General features: G+C 60.2%; 14 protein-coding genes. 5 read left to right on the top strand and 9 right to left on the bottom strand.

The features are described 5' to 3' along the window. Window positions 1-36 precede the first annotated feature (36 nt). From hflX to AB5Y76_RS14020, 8 genes are all read right to left on the bottom strand, one after another. Complete coding sequence (gene hflX / locus AB5Y76_RS14055; RefSeq protein WP_005339043.1) at window positions 37-1323, bottom strand: ribosome rescue GTPase HflX; 1287 nt, start codon at window positions 1321-1323, stop codon at window positions 37-39. 63 nt (window positions 1324-1386) lie between these two features. Then, window positions 1387-1650 (bottom strand): RNA chaperone Hfq, encoded by a 264-nt coding sequence (gene hfq / locus AB5Y76_RS14050; RefSeq protein WP_005339045.1) that lies wholly within the window; start codon window positions 1648-1650, stop codon window positions 1387-1389. 72 nt (window positions 1651-1722) lie between these two features. Continuing rightward, window positions 1723-2652, bottom strand: coding sequence for a tRNA (adenosine(37)-N6)-dimethylallyltransferase MiaA (miaA, locus tag AB5Y76_RS14045; RefSeq protein ID WP_227273082.1), 930 nt, complete (start codon window positions 2650-2652; stop codon window positions 1723-1725). Further along, window positions 2642-4507: a DNA mismatch repair endonuclease MutL gene (gene mutL / locus AB5Y76_RS14040; protein ID WP_263718415.1), complete on the bottom strand. Its 1866-nt coding sequence runs from the start codon at window positions 4505-4507 to the stop codon at window positions 2642-2644. Before mutL ends, miaA begins: the two co-directional genes overlap by 11 nt. A 3-nt stretch (window positions 4508-4510) precedes the next feature. Next, window positions 4511-4690, bottom strand: coding sequence for a hypothetical protein (locus AB5Y76_RS14035; RefSeq protein WP_139434900.1), 180 nt, complete (start codon window positions 4688-4690; stop codon window positions 4511-4513). 16 nt (window positions 4691-4706) lie between these two features. Then, a complete protein-coding gene (locus tag AB5Y76_RS14030) occupies window positions 4707-6395 on the bottom strand; it encodes an N-acetylmuramoyl-L-alanine amidase (RefSeq protein WP_005339053.1) in 1689 nt (562 codons plus the stop codon). Window positions 6396-6418: 23 nt separating this feature from the next. Next, the gene (tsaE, locus tag AB5Y76_RS14025) at window positions 6419-6892 is read right to left on the bottom strand and encodes a tRNA (adenosine(37)-N6)-threonylcarbamoyltransferase complex ATPase subunit type 1 TsaE (protein WP_005358296.1); all 474 of its coding nucleotides are present in this window, start codon (window positions 6890-6892) and stop codon (window positions 6419-6421) included. A gap of 10 nt (window positions 6893-6902) precedes the next feature. Next, window positions 6903-8414 carry an NAD(P)H-hydrate dehydratase gene (locus tag AB5Y76_RS14020; RefSeq protein ID WP_263718371.1) on the bottom strand — a complete coding sequence of 504 codons (1512 nt, stop codon included), beginning with the start codon at window positions 8412-8414 and terminating at the stop codon, window positions 6903-6905. A gap of 60 nt (window positions 8415-8474) precedes the next feature. On the opposite strand from AB5Y76_RS14020, the gene queG reads away from it, so the two are divergent. Both queG and ppgK read left to right on the top strand, forming a co-directional pair. Beyond that, on the top strand, window positions 8475-9629 hold the full coding sequence (gene queG / locus AB5Y76_RS14015) for a tRNA epoxyqueuosine(34) reductase QueG (protein WP_263718370.1): 1155 nt from the start codon (window positions 8475-8477) through the stop codon (window positions 9627-9629). A 111-nt stretch (window positions 9630-9740) separates the two neighbouring features. Beyond that, on the top strand, window positions 9741-10481 hold the full coding sequence (gene ppgK / locus AB5Y76_RS14010; RefSeq protein ID WP_005349265.1) for a polyphosphate--glucose phosphotransferase: 741 nt from the start codon (window positions 9741-9743) through the stop codon (window positions 10479-10481). A gap of 104 nt (window positions 10482-10585) precedes the next feature. On the opposite strand, the gene AB5Y76_RS14005 is transcribed toward ppgK, so the two are convergent. Continuing rightward, window positions 10586-11041, bottom strand: coding sequence for a hypothetical protein (locus tag AB5Y76_RS14005; RefSeq protein ID WP_043822996.1), 456 nt, complete (start codon window positions 11039-11041; stop codon window positions 10586-10588). Between the two features lie 505 nt (window positions 11042-11546). Here AB5Y76_RS14005 and metN point away from each other — a divergent pair. The 3 genes from metN to metQ are packed head-to-tail and all read left to right on the top strand — an operon-like array spanning window position 11547 to window position 14050. After that, a complete protein-coding gene (metN, locus tag AB5Y76_RS14000; RefSeq protein WP_005339067.1) occupies window positions 11547-12590 on the top strand; it encodes a methionine ABC transporter ATP-binding protein MetN in 1044 nt (347 codons plus the stop codon). Continuing rightward, window positions 12571-13224 carry a methionine ABC transporter permease gene (locus AB5Y76_RS13995; RefSeq protein ID WP_005339070.1) on the top strand — a complete coding sequence of 218 codons (654 nt, stop codon included), beginning with the start codon at window positions 12571-12573 and terminating at the stop codon, window positions 13222-13224. Before metN ends, AB5Y76_RS13995 begins: the two co-directional genes overlap by 20 nt. A gap of 25 nt (window positions 13225-13249) precedes the next feature. Further along, entirely contained in the window at window positions 13250-14050 is an 801-nt protein-coding gene (gene metQ, locus AB5Y76_RS13990; protein ID WP_263718368.1) for a methionine ABC transporter substrate-binding lipoprotein MetQ, read from the top strand. Window positions 14051-14090 lie beyond the last annotated feature (40 nt).

The raw sequence follows: 14090 nt of genomic DNA, 5'->3' as shown, positions 1-14090 counted from the left end.
TTGAGAAGCCCCTAAGGGTTCATCTTCATCGACGAATCAATGCCTGATAAAGCGTTGTAAACTCTCACCTTCCTGTTTCACGAGGCGGTTCCAGTCGGCCACTTGCAAGCGGACTTCCAGCACGAAATCACCCTCCTCGCTAAAACCTTCCTGCTCAATCCCTTTCAGTTGATAGAGCGCACTGCGCAATCTCGCGGCAGAAGGAGGCAACTGCAGGGTGTGATGCACCATGGAGCCAGCCAGCAATTCGGTCAGCGCCGTAAACAGATGCTCACAACCTTCACCAGTCTGGGCCGACAACCAGACGCGCAACGGGCGCCCCTCGTCATCTCGCTCCAGACCTGCCGGACGATCCGCCAGCTTGTCGATCTTGTTGCAGATCATCAGCTGGGGCCTGTCATCGGCTTCGATCTCGGCCAATACCTGCTGCACGGAGTCGATATTCTCCTGCATCTGCTCATCGGCACAGTCCACCACATGCAGCAGCAGATCCGCTTCACGGGTCTCCTGCAGGGTCGCCTTGAAGGCCGCGACCAGATCATGGGGCAAGTGTCGAATAAATCCAACTGTATCCGCCAAAATCACATCACCCACATCCCGGATCACCAGTTTACGCAGGGTGGGATCCAGAGTTGCGAACAATTGGTCGGCAGCATACACGCTGGCAGCTGTAAGTTGGTTGAACAAAGTGGACTTTCCGGCGTTGGTATAACCAACCAGTGACACCGTCGGCACTTCGTTGCGGTTGCGGGCACGGCGTCCCTGCTCCCGCTGCTTGGCCACCTTGTCGAGCCGACGCAAAATCGCCTTGATGCGTTCCCGCAGCAGACGTCGGTCAGTTTCAAGCTGGGTTTCACCCGGGCCACGCAGACCGATCCCGCCCTTTTGACGCTCAAGGTGGGTCCAGCCTCGCACCAGACGAGTGGAAAGATGGCGCAACTGGGCCAGTTCGACCTGCAGTTTACCTTCGTGGGTACGGGCGCGCTGGGCAAAGATATCGAGGATCAGGCCGGTTCGATCCACCACCCGGCACTGGAACAGACGCTCCAGGTTGCGCTCCTGGGCAGGGGTCAGGGCATGGTTGAAGATGACGACGTCGGCATCCAGCATCTGGACTTGGGACGCGATCTCTTCAGCCTTGCCACTGCCGACAAAAAATTTGGCACTGGGCGCACTGCGACTGGTGGTAATTACCCCCAGCGCATTGACTCCGGCCGAGCTCACCAACATCTTGAGCTCTTCCAGATCCTCCCGCTCACCCTCATCACTGAAGTTGACATGCACCAGAACGGCCTGTTCGCCAGCTTCATAACGGTCAAACAAGCGCTTGCTCCTTAACAGGAATCATGATGAATCTGAGTTGGCGAGTCGACTCGCCCAGGGATATCACGCCTCGGCATCACCCTGTTCATCAGCCGCGCCACCCGGAGTAGGCTGGTGATGATTGACGGCACGGGCCGGTACGACAGTCGAGATGGCGTGCTTGTAAACCATCTGGCTCACGGTGTTTTTCAGCAGGATAACAAACTGGTCAAAAGACTCGATCTGACCTTGCAGTTTGATGCCGTTCACCAAATAGATAGAAACAGGAATCCGCTCACGGCGCAGCGCATTCAAAAACGGGTCTTGGAGAGATTGCCCCTTAGCCATTTTTCTTTTCCTTATAGTTTGTTGTTTTTAAACACCGAATATCAATATAACAACCTGATTATACAGGGAGTGTCAAGCCGCACCAGCGCGAGCAAGCACGCGGTCGAGATTGCCAGACTCACCAGATTCCAACCAGGTCACGTCGGGCCAGCCGCGCAACCAGGTCATCTGTCGTTTTGCCAATTGGCGTGTGGCAACAATGCCACGATAACGCATCTCATCATACCCCACTTCACCGCACAGGTAGTCCCACATTTGGCGATAACCCACACAGCGAATGGAGGGGAGATCCGGGTGCAGATCGCCGCGCGCCATCAGCGCACGAACCTCCTGTTCAAAGCCACCTTGCAGCATCTTGTCAAAGCGCAGTTCGATCCGCTGATGCAGCACGGCGCGATCGCTCGGGGCGATGGCAAACTGCTGCACCCGATAGGGCAAGCCCTCCCCCTGCACCTGCGTCAGCTCGGTAAGGGTCTTGCCGCTGATGCGGTAGACCTCAAGCGCCCGGCTGAGCCGCTGCGGGTCATTGGGGTGAATTCGCGCCCCGGCCACCGGGTCAATGCGCACCAGCTCATCGTGCAGCGCCTGCCAACCGAGGCGGGCAGCCTCTTCCTCAATCCCGGCTCGAATGGCGGGATCGGCGGAGGGCAATGGGGACAATCCCTCCAGCAGCGCCTTGAAATAGAGCATGGTGCCGCCCACCAGCAGCGGAATGCGGCCACGGTCGGCGATCTCTTTCATCTCCCGCAGGGCATCCTTGCAAAAATCGGCAGCCGAATAGCTCATGGCGGGGTCAAGAATGTCGATCAGCCGGTGCGGGGCACGTGCCAGTTCATCGGCGGTCGGCTTGGCCGTACCTATATCCATGCCGCGATAGATCAGCGCCGAATCGACGCTGATGATGTCGCAAGGCAATGCCTGGCACAGTTCAATGGCGAGATCCGTCTTGCCGGAGGCCGTCGGCCCCATCAGAAAAATTGCGGTCGGCAAGTCACTCGCCATGTTCAAACTCCTCCAGCACGGTCGCCAACGAAAGGGGACGCACCATGCGAATGTCTGCCAGTTGGTCACTGAAATCAGTCACAAGTTCCGTCAGCAGACGACTGGCAGTTGAAAAATCGTATATCTTCTCGCGGCTTATCCCCTGCTCCACCAGCCATTGGCATAATACTTCAGCCTGCTGACCAGCATCACTGTCAGATCCGCCCTCGATAATTTGCAGCAATTCGGGTAACAGACGCACCAGATCGGTCTGGCGCAGCAGAGCCGGCACCCGAGTCAGGATCATGGTGTCGCGCCCCCCGCTTTTCAACTCCAGCCCCATCCGTTTCAGCAAACGTTCCTGCTCGGTCACCAGCGCGATCAAATTCTTCGGCAGCTTAAAGGAGACCGGCAGCAACAGCGGCTGGGCCGCCAGTCCCTGACCCCAGGTCTCCAGCAGCCAATGGCGTAGCAGCACCCGCTCGGCGCGCACCAGCGAGAGCAGCGCCAGCTGATTATCCCGCTCGATCAACAGGTAGGCCTGCTCCACCAGTGTCAGGGCACGACATCCCCCCTGTTTGGGTGACGGCACTGGCTCAGTGGGCTGCGCAGGAGCAGCCTCAGTTGCGATAGGCAGCGTAGTGAGCAGAGCGCCCATGCCGCGCATCGCCTCCCGGCTTGGGGGCTCGGGCGGTTGATAATTGCTGGCTCGGCCAGCCCCACCTCCCCCCTCCCGCACCTGTGCAGGTGCCCGGTAGCTGTGCTCGGCACCGTACCACTCCGGGCGTGGCGCCTGACCGGGATATTCAATCTGCGGACTGACCGGCAACTCGACCAGAGTTTCGGCCAGCGGAGTGTCCTGATGAGCGGTGCTCACCCCTTCGCGGCGCAGCGCAGTAAACAGCGCCTGAAAGATAAAGTCGTGGATCAGCCGCGCCTGATGGAAGCGCACCTCATGCTTGGCCGGATGGACGTTGACATCTACCTGACGGGGATCCAGCTCGATATAGAGCACATAAGCGGCGAAGCGATCGGGAGGCAGCAGCTCGTCATAGGCCTGACGAATGGCGTGGTTGATGAGCTTGTCGCGCATCATCCGGCCGTTGACATAGGTGTATTGCAGGTCGTTTTGCGGTCTTGCCCCCTCCGGAGTCGCCAACCAGCCCCACAGCCGCACATCGCTGTGCTCGCTCTCCACCGCCAGCGCATGGTGCATGAAGGGGGTGCCGCAAACGGCGGCGAGGCGACGCTCCTGCTCCGGCACGGTATTGGCGGCCTTGTACTGGCGCACCACCTTGCCATTGTGGCGCAGGATCAGGGTGGCATCGAAGCGGGAGAGCGCGATGCGGCGCACCAGCTCGTCGATATGGGCAAACTCGGTCTTTTCGCTGCGCATGAACTTGCGCCGCGCGGGGGTATTGAAGAAGAGATCCACCACCTCCACCGTGGTGCCCACCGGATGGGCCGCCGGTTTGATGGTGACGCTCATCTCGCGCCCTTCCGCCTGGGCTTGCCAGGCTTCGGACTGCTCGGCGGTGCGGGAGGTGAAGGTGAGACGGGAAACCGAGCTGATAGAGGCGAGCGCCTCGCCACGAAAGCCGAGGCTGTTGATCCCTTCCAGATCGTCCAGTGTGGCCACCTTGGAGGTCGCATGACGCGACAGCGCCAGCACCAGCTCATCTTTGGCGACGCCACAGCCGTTGTCACGGATGCGGATCAGCTTGGCGCCCCCCTTGTCGATGTCGATCTCGACCCGGTCGGCCCCCGCATCCAGGCTGTTTTCCACCAGCTCTTTCACCACAGAAGAGGGCCGCTCCACCACCTCTCCGGCTGCAATCTGGTTAGCCAGAATGGGTGGCAAAATACGGATCGGCATCATTTACTCCTGAATTTCTATCTTGCGGATGGTCAGTCTCTTAAGGCTCCAGGAGGGCCGCTCCACCACCTCTCCACCAACCAGAATCTGGTTGGCCAGAATCGGCGGTAATATACGGATCGGCATCGCTTGCTCCTGAATTTCAATCTTGCTGATGGTATTCGCTAACAGCGGGAGCGGCATCGCCCGCTCCCGCGCGTCAGTTTTGCGGAATGTAGAGCACCTGCCCTACCTGAATATTCCGCGACTTGAGCTTGTTGATCTCTACCAGCCGAGCCTGACTCACCCCATGTTTCTCGGCAAGGCGGGAGAGACTCTCGCCCCGCTTGACCACATGGCGGATCATCTGCGACTTGTCGTCACTGCGAACGGGGGCGGCAGCGCGGCTCTGCCCTTGCTGGGGAATATAGATGGTCTGACCAATCTGAATATCCCGGCTGCGCAGCTGGTTGATCTCCACCAGAGTGGACTGACTCACTCCATGCTTCTCGGCAAGGCGGGAGAGGCTCTCACCCCGTTTGACCACATGGCGGAGCATCCGCGATTTGTCATAGTCCCCCACACTGCTGACCGGTGCACCGCTCTCCTGCGCTGCCGCCGAGTAAGGCTTGATCACCCCGGCGCCAGAGCCGCTCCCTGCACCGCCGTCGCGGGCGGTGGCGGGCATCTTGTTGGTCACTACCGGCTGCGACTGTGTCTGCCTGGGCTGGCTCACCGGCTGCCGGGCTACCGGTGCAGGGCGAGTAGCAGCAGGTTGGCTCACTTGCCCCTTGCCGGTCAGCATGGCCCCCTTGGTCGGGTGGGCGCGGTAGTAGTTGCGGATCCCCTCGAAGATGGCGCGGGCCAGCTGGTCCTGATAGCTGGCGGTAGCCAGCAGCTTCTCCTCTGCATGGTTGGAGATAAAGCCGGTTTCAACCAGCACCGAGGGAATATCCGGCGCCTTCAGCACCGCCAGACTGGCATGCTCCGGCGCCTTCTTGTGCAGTCGGGCAACCTTGCCCATGGAGCGCAGGATCTGGCGGCTGACGTCATACCCTTCGGCACGGGACTTGTCCATGGAGAGGTCGAGGAAGGTCTGCGCCAGATAGGGGTTGGGATCAGATTCCGCCAACACCTTGCCGACACCGCCCAGCAGCTCGCCCTGCTTCTCCTGCTTCTCCAGCCAGCTGCCCATCTCGCGGTTGGCACGGTTGGTCGAGAGGACCCAGACAGAGGCGCCACGCGGAGTGGAGTTATGGAAGCTGTCCGCATGGACCGACACCAGCAGATCCGCCTTGGCCTTGCGGGCAATCTCGGAGCGCTTGTTGAGGTCGACGAAATAGTCGCCACGACGGGTCATCACGGCACGCATCCCCGGCTCGCGGTCGATCAGTGCCGCCAGCTTCTGGGAGACCGCCAGCGTGACCCGCTTCTCGTAGGTACGGCGCGGGCCGATGGAGCCCGGGTCTTCCCCGCCGTGGCCCGGGTCGATGGCAATCACCACTCCCTTGCCCTTGCCACCGACAGGCGTGGACTGCACCGCAGCCGCCGAGCGCTTCTCTTCATAAGGGAGGTCGATGACCAGACGGTGGCCATAGGGCCCGGCTGGCGCCAGCGGAAAGACCACCGGCTTGATGGCGGAGCTGAGATCCATCACCAGCCGCAGACCGCCCTTCTCCAGCGGTGTGCTCTGGCGGATCTTGCGCACCAGTTCGCTGTTGTTCTCGATCCGGGCCAGATTGGCGGCGTTGCTCGCCCCTTTCAGATCGATCACCAGCCGATCCGGACCGGTGAGGGTGAAGTAGTTGTAATTGGGGGCGCTGCTCATATCGAGCACCACCCGGGTGTTATCCGGTGATGGCCAGATTCGTACGCTCTTGAGCTGATTCGCCCAGGAGGGTAACGCCATCAAGGAGAGAGCAATAACAAGGATCAAGCGCACGTAGATGACAACCGTTCCAGAATGGCTTCGCCAATAGCAGAGCGAGCCTCTATCAGAACCTCGCGCTGCTCGCCTACATAAGTGAGGGTAATTTCTAGGTCGGGAGCCGGTAACCAGCCCTCGCCCTTCTCGGACCACTCCACCAGACAGAGTGTGTTGGCGGCAAAATAGTCCCGAATGCCCATGAATTCCAGCTCTTCCGGATCAGCCAGGCGATAGAGATCGAAATGGTAGACCTGCCAGCCATCGAGCTCATAGGGTTCTACCAGGGTGTAAGTCGGGCTTTTTACCTTGCCCTGATGGCCAAGGCCCTGCACCCAGCCGCGGGTCAGGGTGGTTTTACCGGCGCCAAGCGTGCCATGCAAAAACACTGTGGTCGCCTGCTGGCAGGCCTGTGCCAGACGGCCACCCAGTGCCACGGTTGCTGCCTCGTCCGGCAGTGTCATCATCAACTGTTTTGCCATGTTCTTCTTTTTAACTTGTAATGGTGTCGGGATTAACCAGTTTGCGGATCAGCGGCAGCAGATCTGACGCCAGCATGCCCCGCTCGCCGTCAGCGGCGGCCTGATCTGCAGCCTCGCCGTGGATCACGGCGCCCAGCCAGCTTGCCATGGTGGCAGACCAGCCCTGGGCCAAAAGGGCGGCGATTATACCAGATAACAGATCGCCCATGCCGCCACTTGCCATGCCGGGATTACCTTCACAACAGAGAGCGACCCGCTCGCCGTCATAAATAAGTGTTCCCGCCCCTTTTAACAACACCACACCGCCATAGCGCCGCTGCAGCGCCTGCACGGCGGTAAACCGATCGGTTTCAATCTCGGCAATGGTGCATCCCAGCAGGCGCGCAGCTTCACCGGGATGGGGCGTGAGCACCCAATTATCCTGATGGCGGGGAGATTGCGCCAGCCAATTCAATCCATCGGCGTCCAAAACCAGTGGCTGCCGTTCGGTGAGATTACGAGCGATTTGCGCTCTTCCCCACTCATCCTGACCGAGCCCGGGGCCAATGACCCGCACCGACGCCCACCCCTCGTCATCTGCGGTAGTGAGACTCATCAGTTCGGGTTGATAAAGGCTGACCGGCGGATGCTCCGGATGCTGACACACCCTCACCAGCCCAGCCCCCGCCCGCAGGCAGGCGCGGGCAGCCAGCACAATGGCCCCCAGCATGCCGCGATTGCCCCCCACCAGCAGTACCTTGCCATAAGAGCCCTTGTGGGAAGCGCGCGGGCGCGGGGTCAACTGCGCGCGGAGCAGTGGATAATCGATACGCCAGGCTGCGGGCAGCATAGTGTCATCAGGCGTGACGCCAAGGGGATCACAGTCGAGCTGGCCGACGCAATCCACCCCGTCGCCTGTGAGCATCCCCTGCTTGATACCGATAAAGGTGAGGGTGCGAGTGGCTTGCACCACGGCCCCCATGGCACGGCCGGTATCGCCGTTGAGGCCGGAGGGGAGATCCACCGCCAGCACGGGCACAGCCAAGCCATTGATTGTTGCGACGATCTTTGTCAGTAGTGGCGAGAGGGGTGTGTTGACGCCGGTGCCAAGCAGGGCATCGACCACCAGATCCGGGGCGAAGTGCTGGTCCCCATCAAACTGCTCGGCCAGCCAGACCCGGCCACCGGCCGCCAGCCACTCATCGGCGGCCCGTCTGGCATCCCCCTTCAGCTGGTCGGGTGCTCTGGCGGCAATCACCACCGGCTCAAGGCCACGTTCACGGGCAAGGCGGGCCAGCACATAGCCATCACCGCCGTTATTACCGGGACCGACGATAATCCACCAGCAGCGACTGTCGGGCCAATGCAGAGTGGCATAGGTGCGCAGCGCGGCACCGGCTCGCTCCATCAGGGCATAGAGAGGTTGCCCCTCACGCGCGGCCCAGTTGAGCTCCAGTGCGCGGATCTGTTCAGTCTGCCACAGCCCCTGTGGTAAACTGCCCCCCTCTTTTGTGCCCAACGCGCCCCTGATGATCTCTACCATGACGGCTCCCGCCTCTTATCAATCGACCCACGCCAGCAAACGCCGGCCAGGCCAAGCCGCATGAGCGCACCTGACTTCCACCAGCTGGCCCACGATATCAAGCTCTGGGCACGGGAGCTAGGTTTTGACCAGGCGGGCATCACCGACACCGACCTGCGTATCGAAGAGCCGAGATTGCAGGCCTGGCTGGATGCGGGCTATCACGGCAGCATGGATTACATGGCGCGCCACGGCATGATGCGGGCGCGCGCCCACGAGCTGCTGCCGGGCACGGTGCGGGTGTTGTCGGTGCGGATGAACTACCTGCCGTTCGAGGCGGGCTTCGCCGCTACCCTGCGCGATCCGACCCTCGGCTATATCAGCCGCTATGCTCTCGGTCGTGACTACCACAAGGTGCTGCGCAACCGTCTCAAACAACTGGGTGATCGCATCGAAGCGCGCTGCACCGAGCTGTTTCAAGGCACTGAAGAGACCTTGGGTGAGTGGCGCCCCTTCGTCGACTCCGCCCCCATCCTCGAGCGGCCACTGGCAGCCAAGGCGGGCCTCGGCTGGGTTGGCAAACACTCACTGCTGCTCAACGAATCGGCCGGCTCCTTCTTCTTTCTCGGTGAGCTGTTGCTCAACCTGCCGCTGCCGCTCGACCAGCCAGTGGAGAAGGAGCAGTGCGGCAAGTGTGTCGCCTGCATCAACATCTGCCCGACCGGCGCCATTGTCGCCCCCTATGTGGTAGATGGCCGCCGCTGCATCTCCTATCTCACCATCGAGAACGACGGCCCTATTCCGGAAGATTTCCGGCCCCTGATGGGCAACCGCATCTACGGCTGCGACGACTGCCAGCTTATCTGCCCCTGGAACCGCTACGCCGATGCCAGCCCGGAACCCGACTTCAGCCCGCGCCCCAGCCTGCACCGCCCCCCCCTGCTGGCGCTGTGGTGCTGGAGCGAGAGCGACTTTCTCAAGCAGACCGAAGGGAGCCCGATCCGCCGCATCGGTTACCAGCGCTGGCGCCGCAATCTGGCAGTCGCCCTTGGCAATGGCCCGGCAACCCCCGAGGTGATCGCGGCTCTGCAACTGGGGCTGACCACCGCCGATCCCATGGTGGCCGAACATATCGAATGGGCGCTGGCCACCCTTGCCAGGCGTCAGGATGAAGAGAACAAGAAGACCCGTTTGCTGATCCGCTGCATCGAAAAAGGTCTGTCGGATCACGCATAAGTGATCTGCCCCTTGCCGGATTGCAGCACTTTTTTCATGCTCTGCCGACCTGCAGTGCCCATAACAGCGTGGTCACTGCAAACTGGTCGACACACAACAAGGACAACACAGATGCATATGTTGGGAGTGGATATTGGAGGCTCAGGGATCAAGGGCTGTCTGGTCGATACCAAAACCGGCGAATTGATTGGCGAGCGCCATCGCATTGCCACACCGCAACCGGCCACCCCGGCCGCCATCGCCCATACCCTCAAGGCGCTGGTCGAACATTTTGACTGGAAAGGGCCGGTGGGCTGCGGTTTTCCTGCCACCATCCACAACGGGATTGCCAAGAGTGCCGCCAACATCGACAAGAGCTGGATCGAAACCGATGCCGAGCATCTGTTTGCCGATGTCACCGGCAAGCCCTGCTATGTGCTGAATGATGCCGATGCCGCCGGTCTGGCCGAGATGCGCTTTGGGGCCGGCAAGGATCGCAAGGGGGTCATCATCCTCATCACGGTCGGTACCGGTATCGGCACCGCCATCTTCGTCAACGGCCATCTGCTGCCCAACACCGAGCTGGGCCATCTGATGCTGGAAGGAATGGTCGCCGAGCACTACTGCTCCGATGCGGCGCGCAAACGGGAAGATCTCTCCTGGAACCGCTGGGGCAAGCGTTTCAACAAGTATCTGGCGCGCCTCGAGTTTCTCTTCTCCCCCGACCTCTTCATTCTGGGGGGCGGCAGCGCAGCCAAGCTGGATAAGTTTGTCGATCGCATCGAGACCCGGGCGCCGCTGATTCCGGCGGCCAGCCTCAATCAGGCGGGCATTATCGGGGCCGCCCTCTACGCGGCCGAGCAGCAGGGCTGACCGACGCTCACTGCAAGTCAGCAGAGACCAATGGAAAGGGCCCGGCACTGCTGCCGGGCCCTTTTGTTTGGTCGTCATCTTGCGAGTTTGGCGCTTATCACCCGCTACATGTCGTCGAGTCGGTGCACTCCGTGCACCAGTCGGGTCAGGCGGGTCTGCTCCAGCCCGGCCAGATTCTCGAGCAAAGCGGTGGTGGCCGGTGTCGGGCACTCCCGTGCCAGATGGCTCAGCTCGCCCACCAGCTGCTCTTCCCAACGGCATACCTGAGTGACAATATCCTGGGTCTGGACTGATGCCGGCAGCTCGAAGCGGGTAATGGCAGGCAGCATATCCTCGCTGAAACTCTGGTTCAGCCAGGTCTCCCTGACCGCCTCTCCCAGCTGAGCAGCATATTCGTGTAGATGGGCACTGGCCGCATCCTCACGCCCTTGCAGATAGACCAGCAACATCCGGCTGCGTTCGCTGTCCACCTGACTGGTCAAACGCCCGTAACAGAGTCCGAGCTGGTGATGAACCTGCTCAAGATAGTGCAGCAACTCTTTGATCTGTTGGAATCTCATCGCACTGCCCTCCATGCTTGTCGACGTCATTAGTATAAAAAACCGGCGCCACCGACCCAATCCCTATCCGAGCCCCCCTTGCGCTGCATCAAGGTTGACGCCGACAAAGTGACGGTCAGGTGATCCGGTCGCGAATAGGGAACGATTTGTGCAGCAATTTGTGTAACGATGGTGGAGCATTAAGCTCGACAGCAGATGTGAACAGAAACGGGCTGACACACTAATAAAACCAGCCTTTACCCAGCATAAACCATCTTTAATTCGGTTATCTGCCGCAGGGACGAAACAGGATCTGGAAGAGCGACAATACCATCCTGATCGTTATCCGCCTGACAGAAATCCTTATCACTTTTTTAGACGTCTAGACGTAAAAACATGCATTGACATAGCCATCCAGACATCTTAGCATCATCCTCCATGATGACAGAGTAACCCAGTGGAACCTCTGCCCAATTTCCCCGCCTGTAGCGCCCTGTGCTTTAAGGCTGTTAGCACGGAAGAATCCATGATTAAGTTGATCGGTCTCAACAAAGTCTACGGTACAGGCAGTGACGCCGTGCACGCCCTGCGTGATGTGAGTCTGCATGTACCCCAAGGCAAAATTTTCGGGGTGATCGGTGCCTCCGGTGCCGGCAAGAGTACCCTCATTCGTTGTGTCAACCTGCTGGAGCGCCCGACAGAGGGTCAAGTCATCGTTGATGGCCAGGATCTGGTCGCCCTGAGCGAACGGGATCTGACCCAGGCTCGCCGCCAGATCGGGATGATTTTCCAGCACTTCAACCTGCTTGCCTCCCGCACCGTGTTTGCCAACATCGCCTTTCCGCTGGAGCTGGCAGGCTGGAGCAAAGAGAAGATCCAGCAACGGGTTGCCGAGCTGCTGGCGCTGGTCGGGCTGGAAGCCCGTGCCCAGGCCTATCCGTCCGAGCTTTCCGGCGGTCAGAAACAGCGCGTCGCCATTGCCCGCGCACTGGCACCGGCCCCCAAGGTGCTGCTCTGCGACGAGGCCACCTCGGCCCTCGACCCGCAGACCACCCGCTCGATCCTGACCCTGCTCAAGGAGATTAACGTCAAGCTGGGGCTCACCATCCTGCTCATCACCCACGAGATGGATGTGGTGAAGGGGATCTGTGACGAAGTGGCCATCATCAGCGACGGCCGTCTGATCGAGCAGGGCGAAGTGGCCTGGTTCTTCAGCAACGCCAAAACCCAGCTGGCACGTGACTTCATCCACTCAACCATCCATCTGGAGGTACCGCAGGAGTATCAGGATCGGATGAGCAGTGAGCGGGTGCCGGGCAGCTACCCGCTGGTGAAGCTCGGCTTTACCGGCAGCACGGTCGATACGCCGCTGATCTCCGAGGCGAGCCGCCGTTTCAACATCGACATCAGCATTCTGAGCGCAGACATCGAATACGCCGGAGGCGTCAAATTCGGTTTCCTGCTGGCCGAGCTGTTCGGGGATGAAGCCCAGTGCGAGGCGACCCAGCAGTTTCTCATCGACAACCACATTCAGCTGGAGGTAATGGGTTATGTCCGAAGCCATGATTAATCTGCTCATCACGGCCCTGGGCGACACCCTGATCATGGTGTTTGCCTCCGCCCTGTTCGGCTGCCTGTTGGGCCTGCCGCTCGGCGTGGCACTGCATGTGACCAAGGCGGGCCAGATCCTGGCCAACCCCTTGCTCAACCGTACTCTGGGCATGGTGGTCAACGTGGGTCGCTCGGTGCCCTTTATCATCCTGCTGGTCGCCATCATTCCGCTGACCCGGCTGATTGTCGGCACCAGTATCGGCACCATCGCTGCCATCGTGCCGCTGACTGTCGGTTGCATCCCCTTCATCGCCCGTCTGGTGGAAGGGGCCCTGATGGAAGTACCGGACGGCCTGCTGGAAGCAGCCAAGGCGATGGGCGCCAAGCCGCTGCAAATTATCACCAAGGTGCTGCTGCCCGAGGCTCTGCCCGGCATCCTCAACAGTGTCACCATTACCCTCGTCACGCTGGTGAACTACTCGGCCATGGCCGGGGCCATCGGTGGCGGTGGTCTGGGGGATGTGGGTATTCGTTATGGTTATCAGCGCTTTGACCCGACCGTCATGCTGGTAACCGTGGTTATCCTGGTAGTACTGGTTCAACTTATCCAGAGCGCGGGTGAGCGCCTGGTCAACAAATGTGATCATCGTTAATCGTCGATTTCTGACAGGAGGTTTTATGAAATTTGGCATCAAATCCGTTGCGGCTGCCCTGCTGGCTGGTCTGGTTCTGGCCGGTTGCGGTCAAAAACAAGAGAGCAAGATTCTGAAAGTGGGCGCTATTGCCGGCCCCGAGACCGAACTGGTTGAAGTGGCTGCCAAGGTCGCCAAAGAGAAATACGGTCTGACAGTCGAGGTGGTCAACTTCTCCGACTACGTCACCCCGAACGTGGCGCTGAACGATGGCAGCATCGACGTCAACGCCTTCCAGCACAAACCCTATCTGGATGCACAGGTGCGTGATCGCGGCTTCAAGCTGGTTCCGGTTGGCAACACCTTCGTCTACCCGATTGCCGGTTACTCCAAGAAGATCAAGGCGCTGAGCGAGCTGCAAGATGGCGCCCAGATCGCGGTACCGAACGATCCGACCAACCTGGGCCGCTCCCTGATCCTGCTGGCCAAACAGGGTCTGATCACCCTGAAGGATGGTGCCGGTCTGGAAGCGACCGTGCTGGATATCGCCAGCAACCCGCGCAACTTCAAGATTGTCGAGCTGGAAGCAGCCCAGCTGCCGCGCTCGCTGGAAGATGTGGATCTGGCTATCATCAACAACACCTTCGCCGGTCAGATTGGTCTGACCCCGACCGAAAACGGCCTGTTTGTTGAAGACAAAGAGTCCCCCTACGTCAACCTGATCGTCGCCCGCGACAACAACAAGGATGACGAGAAGGTCAAACTGTTCGTACAAGCTTTCCAAACCGACGATGTCTACAAGAAAGGATTGGAGCTGTTCAAAGGCGGCCTGGTAAAAGGTTGGTAATTGCTCACTCGGCAAAAAAGGCCACGCTATGCGTGGCCTT

This window comes from Aeromonas sp. R1-2 (genome assembly GCF_040908505.1).
GTDB lineage: Bacteria > Pseudomonadota > Gammaproteobacteria > Enterobacterales > Aeromonadaceae > Aeromonas > Aeromonas veronii.
The sequence above is the reverse complement of the archived record's forward strand: the minus strand, read 5'-3'. Positions and strand labels throughout refer to the sequence as shown.